20 protein-coding genes are annotated in these 25,373 nt (G+C 42.8%); 9 read left to right on the forward strand and 11 right to left on the reverse strand.

Features of this window, described 5'->3' with window-relative positions; all coding sequences use genetic code 11:
• Positions 1-4 precede the first annotated feature (4 nt).
• Together AACW75_RS01040 and AACW75_RS01045 are read right to left on the reverse strand one after the other, a co-directional pair.
• Entirely contained in the window at positions 5-1,723 is a 1,719-nt protein-coding gene (locus AACW75_RS01040; protein WP_135455023.1) for an ATP-binding protein, read from the reverse strand.
• Between the two features lies 1 nt (position 1,724).
• Complete coding sequence (locus AACW75_RS01045) at positions 1,725-2,267, reverse strand: heme NO-binding domain-containing protein (RefSeq protein WP_102553157.1); 543 nt, start codon at positions 2,265-2,267, stop codon at positions 1,725-1,727.
• Positions 2,268-2,731: 464 nt separating this feature from the next.
• Here AACW75_RS01045 and AACW75_RS01050 point away from each other — a divergent pair, with 464 nt between their 5' ends.
• From AACW75_RS01050 to AACW75_RS01060, 3 genes are all read left to right on the forward strand, one after another.
• Positions 2,732-3,331, forward strand: coding sequence for a CoA pyrophosphatase (locus AACW75_RS01050; RefSeq protein WP_135455024.1), 600 nt, complete (start codon positions 2,732-2,734; stop codon positions 3,329-3,331).
• Between the two features lie 309 nt (positions 3,332-3,640).
• On the forward strand, positions 3,641-4,894 hold the full coding sequence (locus AACW75_RS01055) for an aromatic amino acid transport family protein (RefSeq protein ID WP_017074598.1): 1,254 nt from the start codon (positions 3,641-3,643) through the stop codon (positions 4,892-4,894).
• Between the two features lie 120 nt (positions 4,895-5,014).
• Positions 5,015-6,376, forward strand: a complete 1,362-nt coding sequence (locus tag AACW75_RS01060) for an L-serine ammonia-lyase (RefSeq protein WP_145568212.1) — start codon at positions 5,015-5,017, stop codon at positions 6,374-6,376.
• A gap of 188 nt (positions 6,377-6,564) precedes the next feature.
• Here the strand turns inward: AACW75_RS01060 and AACW75_RS01065 are convergent, their stop codons facing one another.
• The 3 genes from AACW75_RS01065 to queD form a co-directional block, all read right to left on the reverse strand.
• Complete coding sequence (locus tag AACW75_RS01065; protein WP_102553155.1) at positions 6,565-7,707, reverse strand: amino acid permease; 1,143 nt, start codon at positions 7,705-7,707, stop codon at positions 6,565-6,567.
• An 81-nt stretch (positions 7,708-7,788) separates the two neighbouring features.
• A complete protein-coding gene (locus AACW75_RS01070; RefSeq protein ID WP_133151727.1) occupies positions 7,789-7,986 on the reverse strand; it encodes a hypothetical protein in 198 nt (65 codons plus the stop codon).
• A 453-nt stretch (positions 7,987-8,439) separates the two neighbouring features.
• Entirely contained in the window at positions 8,440-8,802 is a 363-nt protein-coding gene (gene queD / locus AACW75_RS01075; protein WP_017074600.1) for a 6-carboxytetrahydropterin synthase QueD, read from the reverse strand.
• A gap of 353 nt (positions 8,803-9,155) precedes the next feature.
• Here queD and AACW75_RS01080 point away from each other — a divergent pair, with 353 nt between their 5' ends.
• A complete protein-coding gene (locus AACW75_RS01080) occupies positions 9,156-10,790 on the forward strand; it encodes a methyl-accepting chemotaxis protein (protein WP_145568211.1) in 1,635 nt (544 codons plus the stop codon).
• Between the two features lie 154 nt (positions 10,791-10,944).
• Here AACW75_RS01080 and AACW75_RS01085 read toward each other — a convergent pair whose 3' ends face one another.
• Positions 10,945-12,435, reverse strand: a complete 1,491-nt coding sequence (locus AACW75_RS01085) for a SulP family inorganic anion transporter (protein WP_145568210.1) — start codon at positions 12,433-12,435, stop codon at positions 10,945-10,947.
• A gap of 737 nt (positions 12,436-13,172) precedes the next feature.
• Between AACW75_RS01085 and asnS the strand changes: the two genes are divergently transcribed.
• Positions 13,173-14,573 carry an asparagine--tRNA ligase gene (asnS, locus tag AACW75_RS01090; RefSeq protein WP_017074603.1) on the forward strand — a complete coding sequence of 467 codons (1,401 nt, stop codon included), beginning with the start codon at positions 13,173-13,175 and terminating at the stop codon, positions 14,571-14,573.
• Between the two features lie 158 nt (positions 14,574-14,731).
• On the opposite strand, the gene AACW75_RS01095 is transcribed toward asnS, so the two are convergent.
• The 4 genes from AACW75_RS01095 to AACW75_RS01110 all read right to left on the reverse strand — a co-directional run bounded on the left by AACW75_RS01095 (position 14,732) and on the right by AACW75_RS01110 (position 18,804).
• Complete coding sequence (locus AACW75_RS01095; protein WP_237297364.1) at positions 14,732-15,892, reverse strand: trypsin-like serine peptidase; 1,161 nt, start codon at positions 15,890-15,892, stop codon at positions 14,732-14,734.
• A gap of 1 nt (position 15,893) precedes the next feature.
• Complete coding sequence (locus AACW75_RS01100; protein ID WP_237297381.1) at positions 15,894-16,571, reverse strand: hypothetical protein; 678 nt, start codon at positions 16,569-16,571, stop codon at positions 15,894-15,896.
• 406 nt (positions 16,572-16,977) lie between these two features.
• Positions 16,978-17,184, reverse strand: a complete 207-nt coding sequence (locus AACW75_RS01105; RefSeq protein WP_102553151.1) for a hypothetical protein — start codon at positions 17,182-17,184, stop codon at positions 16,978-16,980.
• Positions 17,185-17,400: 216 nt separating this feature from the next.
• On the reverse strand, positions 17,401-18,804 hold the full coding sequence (locus AACW75_RS01110) for an aminotransferase-like domain-containing protein (protein ID WP_237297365.1): 1,404 nt from the start codon (positions 18,802-18,804) through the stop codon (positions 17,401-17,403).
• 218 nt (positions 18,805-19,022) lie between these two features.
• Between AACW75_RS01110 and AACW75_RS01115 the strand changes: the two genes are divergently transcribed.
• The 3 genes from AACW75_RS01115 (at position 19,023) to AACW75_RS01125 (ending at position 22,557) form a co-directional block, all read left to right on the forward strand.
• Positions 19,023-19,322, forward strand: a complete 300-nt coding sequence (locus AACW75_RS01115) for a hypothetical protein (RefSeq protein ID WP_017074608.1) — start codon at positions 19,023-19,025, stop codon at positions 19,320-19,322.
• A 339-nt stretch (positions 19,323-19,661) separates the two neighbouring features.
• On the forward strand, positions 19,662-21,164 hold the full coding sequence (locus tag AACW75_RS01120; protein ID WP_237297366.1) for an HD-GYP domain-containing protein: 1,503 nt from the start codon (positions 19,662-19,664) through the stop codon (positions 21,162-21,164).
• A gap of 202 nt (positions 21,165-21,366) precedes the next feature.
• Complete coding sequence (locus AACW75_RS01125) at positions 21,367-22,557, forward strand: amino acid aminotransferase (protein WP_237297367.1); 1,191 nt, start codon at positions 21,367-21,369, stop codon at positions 22,555-22,557.
• 131 nt (positions 22,558-22,688) lie between these two features.
• On the opposite strand, the gene AACW75_RS01130 is transcribed toward AACW75_RS01125, so the two are convergent.
• On the reverse strand, positions 22,689-23,330 hold the full coding sequence (locus AACW75_RS01130; protein WP_135455036.1) for an outer membrane beta-barrel protein: 642 nt from the start codon (positions 23,328-23,330) through the stop codon (positions 22,689-22,691).
• Between the two features lie 152 nt (positions 23,331-23,482).
• On the opposite strand from AACW75_RS01130, the gene AACW75_RS01135 reads away from it, so the two are divergent.
• A complete protein-coding gene (locus AACW75_RS01135; protein ID WP_017074611.1) occupies positions 23,483-25,372 on the forward strand; it encodes a DUF294 nucleotidyltransferase-like domain-containing protein in 1,890 nt (629 codons plus the stop codon).
• Position 25,373: the final 1 nt, after the last annotated feature.

The following is a 25,373-nucleotide window of genomic DNA, read 5'->3' on the forward strand; positions in this document are numbered from 1 at the left end:
AGCACTAAGCAACATTCGCCGGCACAATACCCCATTTATGGAGCATTTCTTTCAGATCATTCGCTGTGTATGGCTTACTAAGAATGTCATCCATACCACATTGGATACAGCGCTCACGCTCTTCTAACGTTGTACCCGCTGTTAGTGCCACAATCGACTTGCTATAGCCTTTCTCTCGTAGCTTCTGCGTCGCTTCAAAGCCGTCCATGACCGGCATTCTGCAATCCATGAACACAATATCGTATTCGTTATTGCTCGCTAACTCGAAACCTTCTACGCCATTGCTGGCTATGGCAGGGTCAATTTCGTATTTGCGTAACATTTGTTGGATGATGATCTGATTCATCTTGATGTCATCGACCACCAGCACTTTTAATAAAGACAACTCAACATTTGATTCGACATTTTTGGCCACTCGTTCGTCTTCAAGCGATACTTCGATAACTTGTAGAGGTACAGAAATAGTAAAAGTTGTTCCGACTCCGACCACACTCGACACACTAATCTCACCATTCATCAGAGCAACTAGCTTGCGACAAATCGCTAAACCTAACCCGGTACCCTCATAATTTCGGCTGCTCGAACTATCAGCCTGAGTAAAAGGTTCAAACAAGGTTTTATGTGCCGACTCGGCTATGCCAACCCCTGTATCTTCAACAGAGAAAGCGAATTGGTTGTTGCCCCATTCAATATCAACATTTACATGCCCGTCTTCTGTGAATTTAATCGCATTGCCAATTAGGTTCACAAATAGCTGAGTGATACGCTCTAAATCCCCATTGAAATGAGTCGGTACGTTTGAGGCAACAGTGATATTAAATTCAAGCTGCTTCTCAATCGCACGGTTGGTAAAGATACTCTGAATCGTGTTTCTCAAATCATTCAGCGCAAACTTCTTCGGAATAAGCTCCAACATACCCGCATTAATCTTACTGTAGTCCAGTAAGTCATTAATGATGGTTCTTAGAAACTCACCAGATTGGCTTAGGTTATTGACTATTTCACGTTGAGAGCCGGTTAATTCGGTATCACTGATCAATTCAGCACTACCCAACAAGCCGTTGAGTGGGGTTCTTAATTCGTGGTTAATCATCGCAACGAAATCGCGTGTTGCTCTTTCGGACTCTTCTGCTCGTTTGCGTGATTCAATATTTCGATTGATGGCGAGCTGATGAGTTAACGCACTGCATATCAGATCTGTTACCAGCAAGAGTTGGCTCTCGATAAACTCATAGTCTTGGTCCAGTAACCTAACCTTAACGATCAGCGCACCAACAATCACCTTCTCGACTTCGAGCGGCACTGTCAGTAATTCACCTTGCCATTGAGGTTCTTGAATATCTTGATCTAACTCGCCGACCGTTTCGTCGCCGTAGTCGTATGCTAGAAGCTGAGGGATGAGTTTAGGCGGCAGTATCAGGCGACTGGCTTCAATCAAATAACTGTTGGTCACGTTAGCCGTTAGTTCAGACAACATGATGTCATCGAGATCATTCCTAAGAAACGCGCGCCCAAAATTGATCAACAGGTTGTCGATTTGTTCTTGAAACTCAATGCGGCGGATATTCGCGTTCGAACGCTTTTCTAACTGACGCAGCGCAAGCTCAAGCTGTTGGTTGGCCTCAAACAATTCGAGGCTCTTTTGTTCCAACAATGCTTCAGCCGCTTTGCGTGCCGCTATTTGACGTTTAAGCTTTTTCTCTAGGGCAGATGCCAGATCCATATTACTTTTCGACTTTTAAATTAAACCTAACCACACTTTGGTCATCATTCTGAGGTGTCATTTCTACCATTATGGTTTCGTTATGGTAGTCAGCGCACCCTTCTATTAGCCCTAAGCAAACATGTGACATGCATCTCGCACTCTTGTAATCAAAGATGAGTTGCGCTTCAGTCGTGGTAATAAAGCTAAACTCAGGTGGCTCAGCATCAGGGTAGAGCTTCTTCACTTCTACGTGAATATAGCGCTCTACGTGTTGAATAAATTGAAAAGTGGTGTTGCTATGGGCAAGGCTCGCTTTGTTCGGTAAAGAGGCTAACAGGTTCTTAAACACTGACTGCCCAAATACGCGTTGCAAACTCCCTGCATCGATATCGGTTTTCTTACTCAGGTTAATAATGAGCTTCACGAGATCTTTATGGTCGTAACTTCCGACTGATGTGTAGATCCCTTCGTCTTCTGACATTTCTAAAACTTCTTCCAAAAGCTCTAAACCAAACTTATCTTCAACAAGCTCTAAAAATTCGGTGAATATGATTCCTTTCATCTCATACCTTTTGTTCTATTTCTTTTTAGAATGAGCCACTAAGTGAGTGTTATCAAATTCTTAAGAACAAAATAACCACCCGTCACTCAATTTTATGACATGAGTAACGCTTACTGACTCGTATGCACTTATTGAATATAGCAAAAACCTGAGAATTTAAGATAAAGCTTATATAGCTTGTCTATCTTATGTATCACTTGTCTGTCTTATATATCACTTCCCTGTTTTTACCTTGCTTGTTTTCTTTCATACAATTTCTCCGCTTGGTTTAGACCTTCCTACTTAAAGTGACCCTATCACTATGCTACCGGGTATTTAGCCAACAAAGAGGGGAGCAAGGAGCTGCTAAATAACAAATGGACATAAGCCAAACGAACCGCACAGCGAGCAAAACAGTGAGATTGGCTTTCGACTCAATGTTGTGCCTATACTTAAAATGATAATAATCAATATATTGGCATGACATGAATAAAGATCGCTTCCTTCAACAGTTCCAACTTAACCCAACCGTTGGCTACCACCCAGAGTCCGTTGAACGTGTTTCTCATATAACTGGGGATCAACTTCGGAAAGCGGCAGTCGTAGTTGGTTTAGTTGAAAGAGAAGACGGTTTACATGTCATTTTTACTAAAAGAGCAGCACATCTTAAGCACCACCCGGGCCAGATCAGCTTCCCTGGAGGAAAACACGAACTCTCCGACCCATCTATGCAATTTACGGCACTGAGAGAACTTCATGAAGAGGTAGGAATTCGATCGGATCAGGTTAAAATTGTTGGGCAATTACCAGTATTGAGTACCATTAGTAAATTTTCGGTTACACCGATTGTTGCAATGGTCGATCCTGATTACAAAGCTGTTATTGATGAGAACGAAGTTGCCTCTATTTTTGAGGTTCCTGCCACCTATGTTTTAGACCAAGCTAAGTTACACAGCCACATGGTGAATTTTAAGCAAATCAAACATCGTGTTTTCGCCATGCCCTTCGAAGAGCACCTAATTTGGGGCGTCACAGCACAAATCATCCAATCATTGCAGCAGCATGTAGTGCAACAAATCACATAGAAACTACGTTTTGTTTAAACTCTGTTAACAAAATCCAGCCTTTCTATGGAACAGATTTATTAATGCAATTTTACGCAAACGTTTCCCTAGTATAAATCCAAACAACACCACCTCTGACATTAAAAAAACTAATGCCAAGCATGAGCATAAATCACCTGTAGCACACCATTTTCGTGATCAAAAATCCGTTTTTCGCATATCATGTGACACGCCGTTTCAATACATGATTTAGATCTATTTTTTGCAGACTAAAATTATGCAGAATTAGCCCCAACTTATTTCCTGTTCCCAAAAAATGAGTAATTTAACATGAACACAACAACTTCTTCGGCAAATGCCGTTAAAGATTCAAGCAAGTTTAACTACAAAGATTTTACCTGGTGTTTATCACTATTCGGTACAGCAGTTGGTGCTGGCGTACTATTCCTTCCAATCAAAGCAGGTGCGGGTGGTTTTTGGCCACTAGTTATTCTTGCTCTAATCGCGGCACCAATGACTTGGTTCGCACACAAATCTCTAGCTCGTTTCGTTTTATCTTCTAAGAACCCAGAAGCTGATATTACGGATACAGTTGAAGAACACTTTGGTAAGACTGGCGCAAACCTTATTACTTTTGCATACTTTTTCGCTATCTACCCAATCGTTCTTATCTACGGCGTTGGTATCACCAACACAGTTGATTCTTTCCTAGTAAACCAAATGGGTATGGAATCTATTCCACGTCCTCTTCTTTCTGGTGCACTTATCCTTGCTATGACAGCAGGTGTTGTATTCGGTAAAGAGCTGATGCTTAAAGCAACTTCAGCAATGGTTTACCCACTAGTATTAGTACTACTAGCGTTATCTTTCTACCTAGTTCCTGACTGGAACACTTCAATGATGGAAACAAGCCCAGAATGGTCAGCAATGCCTTCTATTATCTGGCTTGCGATTCCAATCATCGTGTTCTCTTTCAACCACAGCCCAATCATTTCACAGTTCTCTAAAGAGCAACGTCGTGTATACGGTGACGACGCAGTTAAGAAAACTGACGCGATCACTGGCGGCGCAGCAATGATGCTGATGGGTTTTGTAATGTTCTTCGTATTCTCTGTAGTGCTTTCTCTATCTCCAGAGCAACTAGCAACAGCACAATCACAAAACATCTCGGTTCTTTCTTACCTAGCTAACGTTCATGAGTCTCCACTTATCTCTTACATGGGTCCTCTAGTCGCGTTCGCAGCAATCACTTCTAGCTACTTCGGTCACTTCCTAGGTGCTCATGAAGGTCTTGTTGGTCTAATCAAATCTCGCTCTGGTTCTTCAATCAGCACGATTGAGAAAGCATCTCTAGCGTTCATCGTTGTTACAACTTGGATTGTTGCGGTAGTTAACCCAAGCATCCTAGGTATGATTGAAACAATGGGTGCTCCAATGATTGCAGCTATCCTGTTCCTAATGCCTGTATTCGCGATGCAGAAAGTACCAGCAATGGCTAAGTACAAAACTTCAGCACCTGTGCAAATCTTTACAGCTTTATGTGGTCTAGCGGCTATTAGTTCTGTAATCTACGGCGCTCTTTAATCTCAAGCCTTTTTTATAAGATGGCATCCATCTTATATCGCGAGATTAGACAAAAAATATAATGATAATAAATGAGCCTCCCTACTCCCCTTGGGAGGCTCTCTTTTTGAGGTAATCGCTATGCTTAGTGTATTTGATATCTATAAAATCGGTGTTGGTCCATCGAGCTCACACACAGTTGGACCAATGAAAGCGGGTAAAGAATTTATTGATGACCTACGTTCAATGGGAAAATTGCGCGACATCACTAAAATCACCGTGGACGTATATGGATCACTATCACTGACAGGGAAAGGTCACCACACCGATATCGCTATCATCATGGGTCTTGCTGGCAACACCCCTGAGAAAGTAGATATTGACTCTATCGCGGGCTTTATTGCACGAGTAGAAGAAACTGAACGTCTACCTGTTGGTATGCACTGTCATACTGTTTCGTTCCCTAAAGATGGCGGAATGAATTTCCATAAAACCAACCTTTCTCTACACGAGAACGGCATGAGCATTCATGCTTGGGTTGATGACGAAGTAGCTTACTCAAAAACGTACTACTCAATTGGTGGCGGTTTCATCGTTGACGAAGAGAGCTTCGGCAAAGAAGAAGAAAACCCGATTAAAGCACCTTACGAATTCACAACAGCTGAAGAGCTGGTTAATCAGTGTAAAGAAAGTGGTCTTTCTATCAGTACACTGGTTATGAAAAACCAAGCGGCTTTCCACTCAGACGAAGAGTCTCGTACTTACTTCGCAAACATCTGGAAAACGATGCGTGAGTGTATGGATCGCGGTATGAATACTGAAGGTATCCTGCCGGGTCCATTGCGTGTACCTCGCCGTGCAGCTTCACTTCGCCAACTTCTGATTACTTCAGAAAAAACAACCAATGATCCAATGACGGTTGTTGATTGGGTGAACATGTTTGCATTCGCAGTAAACGAAGAAAATGCTGCCGGTGGCCGTGTTGTTACTGCACCAACTAACGGCGCATGTGGCATCATCCCTGCTGTATTGGCGTACTACGACAAGTTCATCCAAACGGTGACAGAGAAAGATTACATCCGTTACTTCGCAGCTTCTGGTGCCATCGGTGGTCTTTACAAGCGTAACGCTTCTATCTCTGGTGCTGAAGTTGGCTGTCAGGGCGAAGTTGGCGTGGCATGTTCTATGGCTGCTGCTGGTCTTGCTGAGCTTATGGGTGGTAGCCCAGAGCAAGTATGTATGGCTGCAGAAATTGGCATGGAACACAACCTAGGTCTTACATGTGACCCTGTTGCTGGCCAAGTACAAGTACCATGTATCGAGCGTAACGGTATTGCTGCAGTTAAAGCAATCAACTCAACTCGTATGGCACTTCGTCGTTCTTCTGCTCCGACTGTATCTCTAGATAAAGTTATCGAAACTATGCTAGAAACAGGCAAAGACATGAACGCTAAATACCGTGAGACTTCTCAAGGTGGTTTGGCAGTTAAGGTGGTTTGTTAGTTAGCATTAGTTTGCTAGTCAGCATTAACTTGTTGGTCAGCATTAGTTAACAAGCCAACGCTTAACTCAGTCTGCTTGATAACGAGCAGATAATAAAAAGGAACGCCAATGCGTTCCTTTTTTTGTATCTAAAAGCTTTTGTAGCTGAAATTTGGTGACTGATTTATTCAACCGACCAAATTGTTTTGTTAGATCACCTGCGAGATAAGCAAGAAGCAACCAAACAACAGTGAGAAAACCATCATTACGTTGCCACCTTCTGCGCGATATCTATCGTCAGCAACTTTCATGAAACGCTGCTTGTGAACCATCACTAAAGGAACAAACACGGCCAAGAACACCAAGATGATGCCCGCGTAGTTCAACACTTGTAAGAACTTGTCTGCTGCAAGTAATGAACCCGCCAGCGGTAAGATGAAGCTAATGCAATACGTTACCGCCGTATTTTGATTGAACATATCTTTGTTCTGGTTGAACAGCGCCATCGCCACACCAAAGAAAGAGGTCAACAACGCCAAGCCAGTGAAGGTAGACAGAACGTTACCCACCCAAGGAGATTGAGCTTCAAACGCAGCCATCAAGTCAGACACATTTTTGAAGCTTCTGAATTGCTCTTCGCTCAGGTTACCCACTACCGCAAACAACCAACACAGGTAACACACTAATGGAATCAGAGAGCCTACGATCACCATATTGCGTAGCTGCTTGTCTGTCGCTTCGTGGTTGTAAGAAACTAAGGTTGGAATCACAACCATAAAGCCAAAACTGGTAAACAGGATCGCGCTGGTTTTGATGAGGTCAACATGATCATGGCTTGTCACCTGCATCAAGTTCTCATGAGTCATACTTGGCGCCAAGAACGTCATGGTGACAAACAGACTGACCAACATCACAAAGAACAATGCACGGTTCAGCTTATCAATCACACCAGTTCCACTCGCCACCACGGCTCCGGCGATAAGCGTAAATGCAATTTGACCCGTTGTAGCACTTATCTCAACACCAAAGTTAGACAGCAACTTACTTAACAAGTCGCCAGCACCCAAGATGTATGCCATTAGCAAGCAAATCAGTAGCGCATAAAGCAACCCATTGGTAAGCAGTTGACCTTGTTTGCCCAGCGTTTTTCGAGCAATAGAGTTCAATCCTAAACCGCCACCAGCTTTGATGGTCGCTTCTAGAAGTAATAATGCTGCGTAAGTGGTACCGAAACAGATCAATACCATCAGCAGCGTGCCGTAAAGCAATCCGAATTGAGCCAATACCATTGGGATCGCAAGCATACCAGCACCGAGAGCGGTACCAGCGATAATTAGGGAGCTCCCTATCATTTTAATATTCATTGTCTTTAACTTATTTGTTTAGTTTTTATAGATGTGAGTCTTCGTTCATCGATGGGATGACAAAGGAGTTCAGATAGAAATAAAGTTATAAAACGAATAACAATAGGAGCGATAAGCGATAAAGAAGCGTGCAGAGACGTTGTCGAACAGGGCGTTCAAAGGGGAGCTTGTCTTAAAAGAGGTAAAACGAGAATCATGAGTTTGCGTTAACTGATGTGGTGAACCTTCCGTAGGTTCGATGATCGGTGATGTAATCTTGAATTTCATGTATGTGTCCAATAAGTCACATTCCATAGTATTTAAAGCAGCGTATCCGTTGCTGCCCTACCTCTCTCATAGAGGTCTTTTCATCTTATAGAATGGGTCTCGAAACACAACGCTATAACCACAATTTTTGCTATTAAATTGAACAAAACAGCCATTTGAGCATAAATTAACCACTAAACCGTATAAAGCAACAATCATTATTAGTAATAAGTTAGCCTCAGAAATACACCAAACCCATTAACAACAATGCTTGTACGTAGAATAACCCAAATAATAAGACAGGCACAAAAAAGGCGCTCTTGTGAGCGCCTTTCGTAACTTTGAAACTTTGAAACTTTGAAACTTTGAAACTTTGAAACTTTGAAGACTATAACCTCAAAAGCGATATTGAATACTATCGTATTGAAGGCAATTACTTTAAAAATATAGCTTTGAAATTACAGTCTCGAAACCTTATTCACCGCGGTAGATACAACCGGCAGTGCATGTTTCTTTAATTTCAACTTTGCTTAGAAGCGGCAAGTTTGGTTTTAGCTCGTTCCAGATCCATTTAGCTAATACTTCACTCGTTGGGTTTTCTAAACCTTCAATGTCGTTCAAGTAGTAGTGATCAAGACGGTCGTAGATTGGCTTGAAGACTTCTTTAATTTCAGAAAAGTCGATTACCCAGCCTGTATGTGGATCAACTTCGCCTTCTACGTACAAACGAACAAGAAAAGAGTGTCCATGCAAACGACCGCACTTATGCCCTTCTGGCACGTGTGGAAGATGGTGGGCTGCTTCAAACATAAACTCTTTGTATAACTCAGATCTCATTGTGTTTCTCAGGCTAAAAAAATGACACGCAATTTTACGTAAAACCCTGTCACTTCACAAGTTCTATCAATAGTAAGCCTTCAAACTGATTTTATAAGACCAAACCTCACCAGCTACAGGTATTAATAAAATTAACATTTAAAGATTACAAACACGGAAACAAGATCATACTTATCGTTATTTAATGATAAATTACTGACACTTACGCGCCAAAAAAACAACACAAACTTGCTACATCACAGAAACATAACCACAACCGGAGCATGGTCACACTATTCGTTATACCCCATAGGTAGTAGGGTTTCTGACACGTAAAGTATGCGCGTCATTATAAATAAAAAAAATAACCCCCTATGCGCTCAACAATCACGTTCAAAATCCTGGTGGCTTTAGCCATCGTGTTTACATTCTTGCTTGCCATATCGACGTATTTTCAATATTCGCAACAGAAAGAGTTAGTTAACTCTGTACTCAGTGAACAATTGCACGATAAAGCGAGTAACTATTTCGATAGCCTTAATATGATGATGCTTACGGGCACCATGGCACAAAAAGAGACACTTCGTCAGAAAGCGTTAGCTCAAGAAGGTATTGAAAATGTTCGTGTATTGCGCGCTGATGCGGTGAGTAAGTTATACGGGCCTGGTAATGACAACCAAACGCCTGTTGATGATATTGATAAACGAGCGCTAGCGGGTGAAACCGTTATCGAACCCTTTTCTGCCGATTGGGGAAAAGGCTTGGTTATTGCTCTGCCAATGAAGTCGAGCGAGAACTATCGCGGCACCAATTGTGTGGCATGTCATATGGCGCCAGAAGGGGAAGTATTAGGTGCAATTAGACTTGAATATAACCTTAGCCATGTCAACTCGCTGATCAATACTCAAACGATGACAGCGATCGGTATCATGGCGGTGATCTCCTTTGTCGGATTCGTTCTTACTATGGGATTGATTCGTAAGATAATCGTTCGCCCGCTTCAACAAACCTCTCGCTTTATGACCCAAGTCAGCAGTGATAAAAACCTATCCACTCGGCTTCCAGAGCAAAGCAAAGATGAAATTGGTACGCTTGCTAACTCCATCAACTCGTTCATGGGCACTGTTTCCAACAGCTTAGAGAGGGTACAAGACACCTCGCACAAACTGAATGCTTCAGCCAACCAACTGACCAGTGTTGCACAAATTACCGAGCAAGCCGCCAGCGATCAACAAAACGAAACAGCTGAAGTACAAAACAATATCGAAGGAATACAGGCACAACAGATCAATGTAGAACAAGCCACTTTAACCGCTTCAGAGCTCATCAATCATACCGCTGATGTGGCATGTAAAAGTGCTAACCAAGCACATGATGCAAGCAGTGAGATAAAGAATCTAGTCAGTAGCATAGAAGAAGTGAAACACAAGATACTGACACTCAATGAGCAAACCGGAGAGGTTTCTTCAATATTGAGTGTTATTCGAGGCATTGCCGATCAAACTAACCTGCTCGCCTTGAATGCAGCGATTGAAGCTGCTCGCGCGGGAGAACAAGGTCGGGGCTTTGCGGTAGTGGCAGATGAAGTTCGTAATCTTGCATCACGAACGGCTGAAGCTACAGGCAGTATTGAATCGATTATCCATCAGTTCCAAAAAGGTAGCGAAGAGTCGTTAACTTCGGCCGACCGTGTTTGCGAACAAGCACATCAAAGCTCAACAGATATCGACGCTCTGTCCGTTCAAATGAATGGTGTCGTTGAAGAGATGAAGCAGGTGCTGGCTCATGCGCAAAATATTCAACAACAGACGCAATCCACCACACACGCGACTGAAGATGTTCAACAAAAGGTTGAAACCATCACTTATCACGCTGATAACACATCGCAGTCTGCGGCTGAGACTCGTGGAATCAGTAATGATTTAGAAGAGCTGTCTGATCACCTTGAATCTCTTATCAACCAATTCACCTTATCGAGCTCTAATACCAACGATAAAGGTCAGTCATAAGTCGGTAAAACTCTCCTACCGACATCAATAAAAAAGCGCTCAAAGATGAGCGCTTTATCTTCATAACAATGTCTAGTTCCGGGTTTCAGGCTTTCAGGCTTTCAGGCTTTCAGGCTTTCAGGCTTTCAGGCTTTCAAAGTACCTTAAACCATGATTAGTGCGTAATGGAAACCGCGGTTAAATCTTTATGCTTGTGGTACATCGCGTGTTTGAATATCAGATTCGCACTCACGGTATCCATTCCTGCGACCTCTACATAAGCGCCTTTTTTACGGAACTTAAATACGACCTTATCAAGCGCCTCAACCGACGTGTTATCTAGGAACGACGCATCCGATATATCGATCGTCACTAAAGACGTGGCGTTGTCATAATCAAATAGATCGACAAAGGCATCCGAAGAAGCAAAAAAGACATGGCCTTTTACTCGATGAGTGGTGTGCAGTTCGTTGGTCACCACTTCATCGGATATAAAGACCATCGACTTGCTAGCATGCGCATAAAACAGAGCCGATAGCACCACGCCAACCGCAACACCTATTGCGAGATTGTGAGTAAACACCACCACCGCCACGGTTGCTAGCATGGTTACGTTAGTTGGGAGTGTGTGGTCTTTAAGCTCAACAACAGAACGCCATGAAAACGTGCCGATTGAAACCATGATCATCACAGACACTAAAGCGGCCATCGGTATCAGCTTCAACCAATCAGAAACAAACACCACCATCAACAACAAAACAACACCTGCAATTAAGCTTGATAACCTCGTCAAACCGCCAGATTTGATATTGATTATCGACTGGCCGATCATCGCACACCCCGCCATGCCACCAAATAAAGAGGCCACGATATTCGCTACACCCTGCCCTTTGCATTCATTGTTTTTATTACTTTCTGTATCAGTCAGATCATCAACGATCGTCGCTGTCATTAAGGACTCTAATAAGCCTACGAGGGACAGAGCAATAGAATAAGGAAGTATGGTCGCCAACGTATCAAACGTGAATGGAATATTCGGAATCAAAAATACCGGGAGTGAATCGGGAAGCTTACCCATATCGCCAATTGTTCTGACATCCAAACCAAAGAGCATACTAACGACAGTAAGTACTACGATGGCAATCAATGGAGACGGTATCGCACTGCCTAATTTAGGGAAATAAGGAAGCAGATAAATAATGGCTAAACCAAGAGCAACTAACAGGTAAACGCTTGATGGCACATTGATGAGTTCGGGGAGTTGCGCCATGAAGATAAGAATCGCGAGTGCGTTAACAAAACCCGTTATGACTGATTTTGAAACAAAGTTCATTAAGTTACCCAGCTTGAGATAACCCGCGGCAATTTGAATCACGCCAGCAAGGAATGAAGCGGCGAGTAGATATTCTAGCCCGTGGTCTTTAACTAAAGTAACCATTAACAGCGCCATTGCGCCCGTTGCTCCGGAGATCATTCCCGGACGACTTCCAACCAACGCAGTGACGACACAAATACAGAAAGATGCGTATAACCCTACTTTAGGGTCTACGCCTGCGATAATTGAAAATGCGATAGCTTCAGGGATCAATGCAAGTGCAACGACAATCCCAGATAATGAATCTCCTTTAACATTTGATAACCAGTGTTTTTTTAAATAATTAAGCATGTAATTCTCTTTTACTTATACAGTCATCCCTGCCTTGTTGAGACATAATTTGATCGACTGTTTTTCTTGAATGAGCGAGCGCTCGAAAAGTGCGGGTGTAGAGAGAATGCAGGGGCTAAGGCGGCGTAATTAACACGTGAACATTAAACTCCTCTGGTTTGTGATTGGTTTGCTATTGATTAAGTAAGCTCAAGCCGATTAATAATAGGCACTAAGGTAAACAGTAAAAATTAAGCTAGCGAGTAAACATTAGACTAGATCGTAAGTATTAAGTTGGATCGTAAGCATTGAGCTAGCTTGAGCCGCGCCAATATAAAGTGAGTCTTGATGCAATCACACATTCATTATTGCAAACAAAGATTCCAAACCTATACCAGCTCGTCAACGGTTACGGCTATTCATTAAAACGGTTACGGCTATTCACTAAAACCGTTACTAACCTAGTTTAATAACCTAACTTCGGCATGACGTTTATAAACGTCTAACGGCAATTACACCGCATGAAATCGAACAAAAAAACAACCCTTAGTGGTTTTTCTTGTCTGTAGACACAATATTTCTTTCGTCGAGCAAGAATAAAGGTTGAAGCTGTCCGTATGACAGGTAATATGTTCAATCGATTTAAAAAGTTTATACAACTCAATGTTTCGGCTAATTATTGTGCAAATGTCTATTTATTTGTATTAATGCCAGTAACTTTGAGCTGAATTTGTCCCTCAATGGAGAATGAAACCAACATGACTTACGCGCCTGTAACAGACGTACTTGGCGGCAAGCTAGCGGTAGACAGTGAAGTAACTGTTCGCGGCTGGATCCGTTCACGTCGTGATTCCAAAGCTGGAATCTCTTTCCTTGCCATTTATGACGGCTCTTGTTTCGACCCGATTCAGGCCGTGGTTCCTAATAATCTTAATAATTACGAAGACGAAGTATTAAAGCTAACAACTGGCTGCTCTGTTGAAGTAACGGGTAAGATTGTTGAGTCTCCTGCGAAAGGTCAAGACTTCGAACTAGCAGCAACTGACGTTAAAGTTGTAGGCTGGGTTGAAGACGCTGACACTTATCCAATGGCTAAGACACGTCACTCTATCGAATACCTTCGTGAAGTTGCTCACCTACGCCCACGTACAAACGTGATCGGCGCAGTAGCACGTGTACGTAACTGTTTATCTCAAGCGATTCACCGTTTCTACCACGAGCAAGGCTTTTTCTGGACTTCAGCTCCGCTTATCACTGCATCTGATGCAGAAGGCGCTGGTGAAATGTTCCGCGTATCTACGCTAGACATGGAAAACCTACCTCGCACTGACGAAGGCAAAGTTGATTTCAACGAAGATTTCTTCGGTAAAGAGACTTTCCTAACTGTATCTGGCCAACTTAATGCTGAAGCCTACGCTTGTGCACTAAGCAAGGTTTACACGTTCGGTCCTACGTTCCGTGCTGAAAACTCAAACACAAGCCGCCACCTAGCTGAGTTCTGGATGGTTGAGCCTGAAGTTGCGTTTGCAGACCTTGACGATGTAGCGAAACTGGCTGAAGACATGCTTAAGTACGTTTTTGCTGCTGTTCTTGAAGAGCGCCGCGACGACCTTGAGTTCTTCGCTTCTCGCATCGACAAAGAAGCAATCACTCGTCTAGAGCAATTTGTAGACGCTGATTTCGCACAAGTTGACTACACTGACGCAATCCAAATCCTACTAGACTCTGGTAAGAAGTTTGAATTTGACGTTGAGTGGGGCATCGACATGTCTTCTGAGCATGAGCGTTACCTAGCTGAAGAGCACTTCAAAGCGCCGGTTATCGTTAAGAACTACCCGAAAGACATCAAAGCTTTCTACATGCGCTTAAACGACGACGGCAAAACAGTTGCAGCAATGGACGTACTTGCACCAGGCATCGGTGAAATCATCGGTGGTGCACAACGTGAAGAGCGTCTAGACGTTCTTGACGAGCGTATGATTGGCATGGGTATCGACCCAGAACACATGAGCTGGTACCGCGACCTACGTAAATACGGCACCGTGCCACACGCAGGCTTCGGTCTTGGCTTCGAGCGTCTAGTATCTTACGTAACAGGTATGGGCAACGTTCGTGACGTGATTCCATTCCCACGTACGCCACGCTCTGCTAACTTCTAATCTCAGCTTTCTTCTTTCATAGAAGTCAGTATAGATAGATAATTAAATAGATAAAAACCTCCGTATATACGGAGGTTTTTTTATACACGCTTATTTATAAGGGCATATTCATAAGCGCCATTGATAAGCACCTACTGATAAAAGCTTAACAGCTCAATCTACTCGACAGTACGAACCAAAAAGTGATCTAAAAGTATCTTCTCGCCCGTCTGTTCTAGCGGCTTAAATTCAATCACCATCTGATCACCCTTTTGCTCAAAAGCATTCACTTTAAAGAACAAACTATCCTTATCCGCCTTAATGTTATGAGCAACCTGACGACCATTTACAAACACATCAAAAGCGGGCGCTTTTGGGTTTGCAGGAATGACAGTTTCAAAAGTGTACGTTTCACCTTCTTGCGCATAAGCTGTGTTGTAAATGCCGCCATCCTTCGTCCAATAGGTTCCATTAAAATCGATATTCTCAGCTTTCCAATGGCTGTAATAAGCGTGAAGGTTTTCAATATCGTTCTGGGTCGTTGGCGCCCATCTTACGTCATCAAGATTTACTGGCTTCGTGTAACTAAAACCATGCGCTCTCATATCGCTTTTTAGAGAGTCTAACCTCCCTAAAACATCATCGAATGTATCTTGCCAACCAAGCTCGCCATAATATTGAAGGCCTATCTCCCCAATAATGTAAAACTCGCCTTCTCTCTCAATCGTAATACCAGACCCCGAATCCCCATGGATAATCAGCCATTGAAGATTGCTTTGAGGCATTATCACCGGGTCATACTTATATTCAGCTAACCATTTCTTATCTGTGTCATTGTACTTAACAAATTTTTTGCCACCATTACGTCCGTTATAGTTACCAAAGCCAACACTGTTTACTTCATAGACTTCTGAATGGTTAAACATCCCTTTCTCTGGTAACTTCGCGGGCTTAATACCGGTGATTGGCGTGTCTAAGCGCACCAGAGCAAAATCATAAATACCATCGGTGAATTCATATTCGCCCCACTCTCCATCAGGGTCGGTGGTCGCACGTGATGTATGAATAACGTTGTACTTACCGTTCTCATCTTTTTCATAAGAAGAACAAGTTACCGCATTCTCATAACCTTCGCTTTTAGACCCGGATACATGGTTAGCAGTGATCACCCAATATGGGTCAATCAACGTTGCCGAGCCGGCATTCATGTGACATGCAAAATCGAATTGAGTTTGTAGAGCGAACGTTTTGTGTTGAGTGACCGAACGATCCATTTTTCCGAGACCCGCGTGCGCAGAAAAGGTCGCTACAATTGCTGATGCTAGAATGATTCTTTTCATGTTACTCAACCTCTCTCAACTGGATAGCCTCAATAGCGTGATAGCCTTGTCTCGATTCAAAATCAAACTGCCTATATTCGCGTGAATATGAGATTTCAACGATGTCATCTGGAGATTGGGTTTCAAAGGTGACGATGTTTTTTACACTGGTCATGTGAAAGGAAATATCATTTTTGATAGTGTTACATTGCTTTTTAATACACGCCGTCACATTGGCAGAAGACAGCCAGTTGTGTGTGTACAGTTCAACAGAAAAACGCCCTTGTTTCCTCGGTTTAACATGAAAATCAAAACCACCAGTACCTTGAATTAGACCAGCAAAAGATAGTTCCTGTTTATAATCGTTAGAGTCACCGCCTTGCCAGTAATAACGATTGCCAAAGGCGTTTTTACTATCTGAATTAATGATCTGCTTTAATTCACCACTGACGGTTACATCGCTTATCAGATCAGTATTTTCTTTCTCAACTCTTTGATGATCACCATACAAAAATGCCCAATCCAATCCATTTAGATCCACCTCTCTTGCGTAACGATACTTTCCCTCATCAAGCTCATAGCCGATAAATTCACTGGAAATAGACAATCTATTAGTGCCAACTTCCGAAAAATTGCTTAGTCGATTCAAATCAACATGGAGTTCGCTTGCTGAAGCATTGGTGGCTAACAAAGCCAACATGCACAGGTTTGTTTTTGTATATTTCAATCTCATCATCCCGCATTTCAATTAGTCATAACCAATTGTAATAAGTGGGGAATTTAAACCTGTAAGGTACTGTAAGCCTTTATTTGAATCACTTTATCGTATAGCGACCAATAATTGACATGAATGCATGGCGATAAAAGGTGGGCTCTGGTTATTTCCTAGCACAACCAATAAGCCAAGTTTTTGACTAAAGGTGATGCATATTCCAAATAATCACCATTTTGCGCTTACAAAGACTTACAAAGCCTGTGGCATTAAGGTATGAGATAGTCTTCAGAGCTAAGCTTTAATGCAGCTATTCAAAAATTCAGGCCATTTAAAACGAAAAAGCCCTGCCAAATTCTGGCAGGGCTTAAAATAGTTCGACTGAATAATCCGCTTAATCGACATCTTGATCGATTGCGTATTTGATGGCGAAACCACAGATTGCCATCATAACGAATGGGATCGCTGCCGTTGTATATTCAGCCCAAGCCATATCTGCGAATGCTTTTGCCAATAATACATGGCCGATAATAAGCAGAAGTGCGCACACAATAGCCACGATAATTAGCTTAACCTCGTTTCCCATAGTCACTCTCAACATAACGGTATCTCCAAAATTTGGTCTACCGTTATTGAAGCACAACTCTTTGATCAATAAGGCGTACAGTTACAGCGGAATCAGTCCGTACAGTTGAAATCATTCGCTGTTTTATGAGTGACTTAGCCTTTTGGACGGTTATATCGCTACATCTTTATCTAGCGCTATACCTATATACCGCTAGATCAACCGCAAGCTAGGCGATGAGTCATAAACAGCTTATTGATGAGTAAGCTTATGCGCCAGTTTTCCAAGCAGGATAAGCGCTTGTTCTTTCTCTTGCGTCAGTTCATAAGAGAAATTCAGTCTAATGGCGTTATCCACTCTGCCATGTTCACTAAACAGATCGCCTGAAGCGACGCTGATCCCCTGAGCAATCGCCAATTGATGGAATTTTTGGCTATCAAAACTCTCGGTAAAACGAATCCAAACAAAATAACCACCAATGGGCTGTTCAATTTGGATAGAGTGCGGGAAATACTGCTTGATCACGCTGATAAAATCTTCTTTTCTCATCAACAAGTTTTTACGCAATTTACGAAGATGATTGTCATAGCTTTCATGCGTTAGAAAGTGTGCGACACCAAGCTGAACAGGCGCACTGCTTGATAATGTAGAAAGGAGCTGAAGCTTTTGAATGGCATCGTTGAAACGAGTATTAACAACCCACCCCACACGATAACCTGGGCATAAACTTTTTGAATACGAACCACAAAGCAGAACAGAATCGGTCTTATCGAAGGCTTTTAGTGGCTTAGGCTTATAGCCTTCGAAGTAGAGGTCACCATACACGTCATCCTCAATAATGTAGGTTTCGTGTTGTTCTGCAATCTCTACCACACGACGCTTCGCATCTTCAGACAAACTTGTTCCCGTCGGGTTTTGAAAGGTTGTCATCAACCAACACGCTTTCACGTTTTGAGTTTTCAACGCGTGTTCAAACTGTTGGAGATTCAACCCATTAACAGGGCATACATCCACTTCAATAGGGTTAAGCCCTAACCTCTCAACGGCCTGCAATGCACCATAAAATGCGGGGGACTCAATAACAACATTGTCACCTGATTTGGTAACCGTTTGCAGACTCAAGTTGAGCGCTTCCATTGCGCCCGAAGTAATCACGATGTCTTGATGATTCACCGTAATACCTTGCTGTAAATAACGCTGCGCAATTTGCCTTCTCAGTGACTCACTGCCCGGAGGTAAATTATTAATGACACTCGCGCCAGTCATTTTTCTGCCAGCACTCGCGAGATTTCGGGTCAAGGTAGGTAAAGGGAACAGATCAGGGTCTGGGAATGCTGAGCCAAAAGGAATCACACCTTCTGCGGAACTCGACTTCAAAAAGTCAAACAAACGGTCGTTAATCGCTTTCTTCTCACGCGCTGACGGCAATTGGTGCTCCACACCATCTATTCTGGGCGCGACAAAATAGCCCGATTGAGGCTTAGCGATGATCCAGCCTTCACTTTCTAACAATTGATAGGCTTGTAGAACAGTACTATTACTGACGTTGTAATTTCGACAACTCATGCGCACAGAAGGGATCTTCTCCCCGGATCGCCAAGTGTTGTTGGCAATCTGAGTTCGAATGTCCTTTGCAAGCTCTTCATAACGCGCCATCTAATTGTACTACCTAGATAAATTTATAAGCCGGAGATTTTATCACTAACGTTAACAACTATTGCTGCTATCCATATGATTACCCCTGATTTCTATAATTGTGTGAATTGGTTCACAGATAACTTTGTAAGCTTTGCTAAGTTTGTACTCAAGGCGGGAGCCAAGTTCGCTCTGTGCCTCTATAATTTGATGTAACCCAAAAAACATGCGAGATAACAATGAAAAAAATAGAAGCAGACCAACTAAGTTATAAAGGAGAGTCAAACGGTGTTCATAGTTGGACAACACCAAGTGGGCAGCCATACTACTGGCACCCAGATTGGCTACATATCGCTGAAGATGCGACAGGTTCACATCCAAAGCAGAAAATCGACATCGACCAAGATAAAGCTCCAACTCAGAAACACGCGGTATCTGCAATTCTTAAGCACCTAAACCAGTGGGCAACCGACAAACTGGCGTCTCATCCTGATATTGAAACAAGCTCTATTGAAGCTGAAATCAATCTAAAAAAATAATACGCAATGAGGCGTATCGGCTTTGACTGTTTTCACGAACGAGCAAGCCAAGATCGATCACTGAATAGCCTCGAATCTCTATCGGGGCTATTCACATATACGCATAGTAATGCTGCAATAATCCCCACTTAGTTAACAAATCACTTACACACACCAATTTCTTGTATCATTCAGCGAAAGCTATCGATAGAATTTCTGGTCCTATTTACGCAAGTCATTCAAGTTATGTATATTTCAAAGCAAGCAATGCGTCTTGCAAAGTAAAATATGCGTACTTAAAACTCGTGAATCTAGTAAGAATTATACAGACCAGAAACGAAACTGAACAAAGGCTTATCGATGGATACATCAAACTATAATCAATCGCTAACAACCCAGCTATATGCCATCGCTGGTGTGCTTTTTGGCACCTATGGCAGTCGGGTATGCCCTATGCTCGACACCTTAACGACGTTAGAAATTTTCACTCAAGTGAGTGTCGTTTTTGCCTTAGTCTGGTTTGCGCGCCATTACCTATTAGCCCGCCATGCTTTAGTTAAACAAGGTCGGTTTGCGCAGCTCGACACCTTGTTGTTTTTTGCTGCTAGTGTCCCTTTTGCGCTTTATTACAACTTAAATTACGACTTCACCATCGATAGCAATTTAAAAGTGCTCTTTGGAATGACGTTATTTGGCTTCTTTACTGGAAGCATTCTTCAGTTGAAAGCTAAGCTTGCGCAAATGGACAAAATGGAACTGTCTGGGCAGTTTGACTTCCAACTGATTGGTGAACGAAGTTCATTAGTTAAACAAATGGTCGGTTTAGTCATCGTACTTCTGATCACGCTGACCACAATGCTGACTATGGTTGCCGTTAAAGATATCTTTTGGTTAGAACATAACCCAGCTCGCTTACTGGACGGCACAGGTAAAGTCAGCGTGATTAAAGAGTTCATCTACCTTGCGCTGGTGCTTGGTGGATACGCAATAACCATCATGACATTATGGAGCAAGTTGATTAAACGCATTCTCCTGAGCCAAGAACACGCGTTGAACAAAGTAACTAAAGGCGAGCAAGGCGTGCGTTTGCCTATTTTTGGTTATAACGAATTGGGTTCTATGGCGTCAATGACCAACACCATGTTAGACAGCCTTGAAACCGCACAAAACGAAGTAAAAACCACACGTGACGTAGCGATTGTTAGCTTGTCGGCCCTTGCTGAATCTCGAGATAATGAAACGGGTGCCCACATTCTGAGAACTCAAGAATATGTTAAGGTACTCGCACAAGAACTCAGCAAATCTGAAACGCACTCTGCTTTGTTAACACCAAATTATATCGAGTTGCTTTATAAGTCGGCTCCCCTGCATGACGTCGGCAAGGTGGGTATCCCTGACAATGTTTTATTAAAGCCGGGGAAATTAACCGACGAAGAATTTGAAATAATGAAGGGCCACCCGGCAATTGGCGCTGAAGCCTTGTCTATTGCAGAAAAGCAGTTGGGAAGCTGCTCTTTCTTACAAGTCGCGAAAGAAATATCACTGACTCACCATGAAAAATGGAATGGCAGCGGTTACCCCAATCAACTGTCTGGAGAAGCGATCCCTTTGTCTGGTCGATTAATGGCATTAGCGGATGTCTATGACGCGCTAATATCGAAACGAGTTTATAAGCCAGCCTTTACTCATGAGCAAGCCAAGCAGATCATCTTAGAGGGCAATGGGACGCATTTTGACCCGCAAGTTGTACTCGCGTTTCTTGCCGTTGAATCGCAATTTGTAGAGATTGCCGCGATCTACAAAGATGGCAAAAATGTTCAGAGCGAACTTGAGCGAGAAAGCTTCATTGCTCAACCTGCATAATCCTGTCAAAAAGCACTAACTTCTTACGCCCTATAGGTTAATCCGTAGGGTGTTTTGTTATCAAATACCCTCTCTAGTCAATTAATCTGATTGAAATGGATTTTTTTTGGTCTTTCTGTTCACTTCGTATTGTCTTAAAAATTTCATACAGGTATAACTACCAATAGATACTATCCCCTCTCAATTGACATGGATGAAGATTATGTTTGAAAAAGTGCTAGCTGCTCCCGCCGATCCTATCCTCGGCCTTACTGAAGAGTTTAAAAAAGACTCTCGCGCAGAAAAAATCAACCTTGGTGTTGGTATTTACAAAAATGAAGATGGTCAAACGCCTGTTCTTAAAACAGTAAAGAAAGCAGAAGCTTCACTTCTTGAAAACGAAAAAACCAAATCTTACCTAACAATTGAAGGTACAGCTGAATACGGCCTAGCGGTTCAGAAACTTCTTTTCGGTTCAGACGCAGAGATCGTAACGTCTCAACGCGCTAAAACAGCACAAGCTCCCGGTGGTACAGGTGCACTTCGCGTAGCAGGTGAATTCATCAAGCGCCAACTAGGCGACGCAAAAATCTGGATCAGTAACCCAACTTGGGCTAACCACAACGGCGTTTTCGCTGCTGCGGGTATCGAGACAGCTCAATACAGCTACTACAATGCTGAAACAAAAGACAAAGACTTCGCAGGCATGGTTTCTGACCTAGAGAAAGCTTCTGAAGGCGATATCGTTCTTCTTCACGGCTGCTGTCACAACCCAACAGGTATCGACCCAACAACTGACGAGTGGGAAGTGCTGGCTAAACTGGTTGCTGAGAAGAAACTGCTTCCTTTATTCGATTTTGCTTACCAAGGTTTTGCAAAAGGCGTTGAAGAAGATGCAGCTGGCCTGCGTATTTTTGCTCAGTACAACAAAGAAATTCTTGTAGCGAGCTCGTTCTCTAAAAACTTTGGTTTATACAACGAGCGTGTGGGTGCATTCACTCTAGTTGCAGAATCTGCAGACGTAGCTACCACAGCATTTTCTCAAGTTAAGAGCATCATCCGCTCTATCTACTCTAACCCACCAGCGCACGGTAGTGCTGTAGTAACTCACATCCTTGGTGATGCTGATCTACGTGCTGAATGGGAAGCGGAAGTGGCAGAAATGCGTGACCGTATCCAAGAGATGCGTGAGCTATTCGTAACAACACTGAAATCTGAAGGTGTTGATGCAGACTTCACATTCATCGAGCGCCAAAACGGCATGTTCTCGTTCTCTGGCCTAAGCAAAGAGCAAGTAACCCGCCTGAAAGACGAATTCGCTATCTACATTGTTGGTTCTGGCCGTATCAGTGTTGCTGGCATGACTAAGTCAAACATGGGCCCTCTATGTAAAGGTCTTGCTGCGGTTCTTTAATCGTAAAGCGAAACCTGTACGTGCAGACCGATAGATATGCAAAAGCCAGCGAATAAGCTGGCTTTTTTGTATTTAAAATTATGATCTCAGTTGCTTTGATAAGTTGACAAGATTATTGATAAGTTAACAAGTTAGTACTCTAAGAAAAACTCCACCCCTAGCTCGTTAGTACGCTCACTACGAATCTTACCTTCTCCATCTCGGTGTTGATAAGAACCACCAATCGCAAACTTGTTGGTCACTAGATAGCGTAAACCTAGGTGATAGATCTCTTCGTCAAACAGGTCACTTCGGTTAACTTGCACACTGCCATTAGCAATCCAACGTTTCGCAAAACCATAGTTGAGTTCAGCTTTTAGACCTTGGATAAACTCCGTATCTGAAGATTCAGTTTGATTCGTATCATTGTCTTCAACCTTACCTTTAGTAATACCAAGCAAGTAGGAAGCAACGAGATCGAGATCTTTTCGGATACTATAACGGTAACCAGCACCTGTCATTAAAGTATCAATACGAGTGGTAGTTTCATCTGGATGAATGAAGCGTGCGCTGTAGTCACCCAATAACAACCAATCATCAGTCATCGTATAACTAACACCCAACCCGTACGATGATGCATTATTATTACTACCCGCATCTTCATTCAAACTACCCGAATGAGCGGTCGCGTATATGTGGTCATAATCCAGAATGTTTACATCTCCAGACACTGCCCATGAGTTCGAAGAAAACACTGCAATTACTGATACTAAACTTAGCTTCCACATCGACATTCATATCATCCTTTAAAAACGCTCTCCAATTTATTAAAAGGTTAGTCTATCCATAAGACTTTAAAAAGGTTTTAGCTCACAGATTGATTTGTCACGGAAAATTATTATCAAATGTTGTACCATGAAATCATACAAACTAATGGATGATCATTATGGATGCTGAGTTATTAGAGATTCAGAACTTTCTGGCACAATACCCACCTTTCACGGAGCTCCCTGAAGAGATCTTGATGAAAGTGACCAGTAGCGTGGAAATTTCTTATTACCGCCAAGATACACCTATCATTCACTTTGGTGACCAAATCCATGACCTCTATATAGTTCGAAGCGGTGAAGTAGAAGTCTACCGTCGTAAAGGCGAACTCTATAACCGCCTTGATGAAGGGCATTTGTTCGGCCAAATGGGCCTGTTGACCAACAACAAAGTTCGTTTCCCGGTCAAAGCGACCGAAGACACCCTACTCTATTGCATCCCTGAACCGATTTTCCAAGAACTCTACGACAACTACGACTCTTTTGCCGATTTCGTTGAAGTGGAAGATAACGCCCGCCTTCGTCAAGCCAACTCAGATAGTAACGATGCCAACGACTTATCAACATCGAAGGTTAAAACGCTGCTCACTAGCGAAGCTCCGATGATCGAGAAAACGCGTACGATTCAACAAGCCGCCACCATGATGGCTGAGGATAATGTGTCTTCTTTGCTGATCATCGACCCAGATATCGTTGAAGATGACGAAGACGACTCAACACCTGTTATTGGCATTATTACTGACCGTGATTTATGTACCCGAGTGCTCGCTGAAGGGCTCGATCCATCAGATGAAGTTTCTAGCGTAATGACGCCCGAGGTTATCTCACTCGACCATAATGCTTATGTATACGAAGCCATGATGACCATGCTTCGCTATAACGTACATCACCTACCAGTATTAAAAGATAAGAAGCCAATTGGCATTATCGAAGCAACTGATATCGTGCGTTACGAATCTCAAAACTCCTTGTTACTGGTAAGCAGTATCTTCCAACAACAGAGTATTGAAGATCTCAAAGTACTTTCTGAGCAAGTAAAAGACAGCTTCGTTCGCCTAGTAAACGAAGATGCCAACGCGCACATGGTTGGTACGGCGATGTCGGTAATTGGCCGTAGCTTTAAACAGCGTATTATCGAGCTTGGTGAAGAAAAATTGGGTAAAGCACCCATTCCCTATTGTTTCCTTGCGCTCGGTTCAATGGGGCGCGATGAGCAATTGCTCGTAACAGACCAAGATAATGCCATCATTCTCGACGATACCTACGACGAGAAAAAGCACGGTAAGTACTTTGAAGAGTTATCAACCTTCATTTGTGATGGTTTAGACCAGTGTGGCTACGTTTACTGTACTGGCGACATCATGGCGACTAACCCCACTTGGCGTATGACTCGTCGACAATGGGAAGAGTGCTTTGCTGATTGGATTGATGATCCAAACCCGAAAGCGCTATTGAATGCTTCGATCTTCTTTGATTTGGATGGCGTGTATGGCCGATTAAAATGGGCAGAACAATTAAACAGCTTTATCATAAGACGTGCTCGTAAGAACAACCGCTTCTTAGCGTGTCTTGCTCGAAATGCACTCAACCGCACACCACCATTAGGCTTTTTCAAAGACTTCGTTATGGAAAAAGATGGTCGCCATAACAACTCAATCAACCTTAAGCGACGTGGTACTGCGCCGCTTGCAGATCTGATTCGTGTACACTCTTTAGCGGTGGCTTCTCGCTCGAAAAATTCATTCGAACGTTTGGATGACATTATCGACGCCGGTATTTTGCCTAAAGGTAGAGCACAAGATCTCAAAGATGCAATGGAGTTCATCTCTCTGGTTCGGATCAGACACCAAGCACACGATGTCGACAACAATATTGAACCTGATAACAACATCGAACCCGAAAACCTTTCCGATTTTGAACGTCGTAACTTAAAGGACGCATTCCAAATTCTAAGCAATGCACAAAATTTCCTTAAGTTCCGTTATCAAGCTAGCAACAAGTTTAAGTAGT

This window comes from Vibrio sp. L3-7, from assembly GCF_963898195.1.
GTDB lineage: Bacteria > Pseudomonadota > Gammaproteobacteria > Enterobacterales > Vibrionaceae > Vibrio > Vibrio echinoideorum.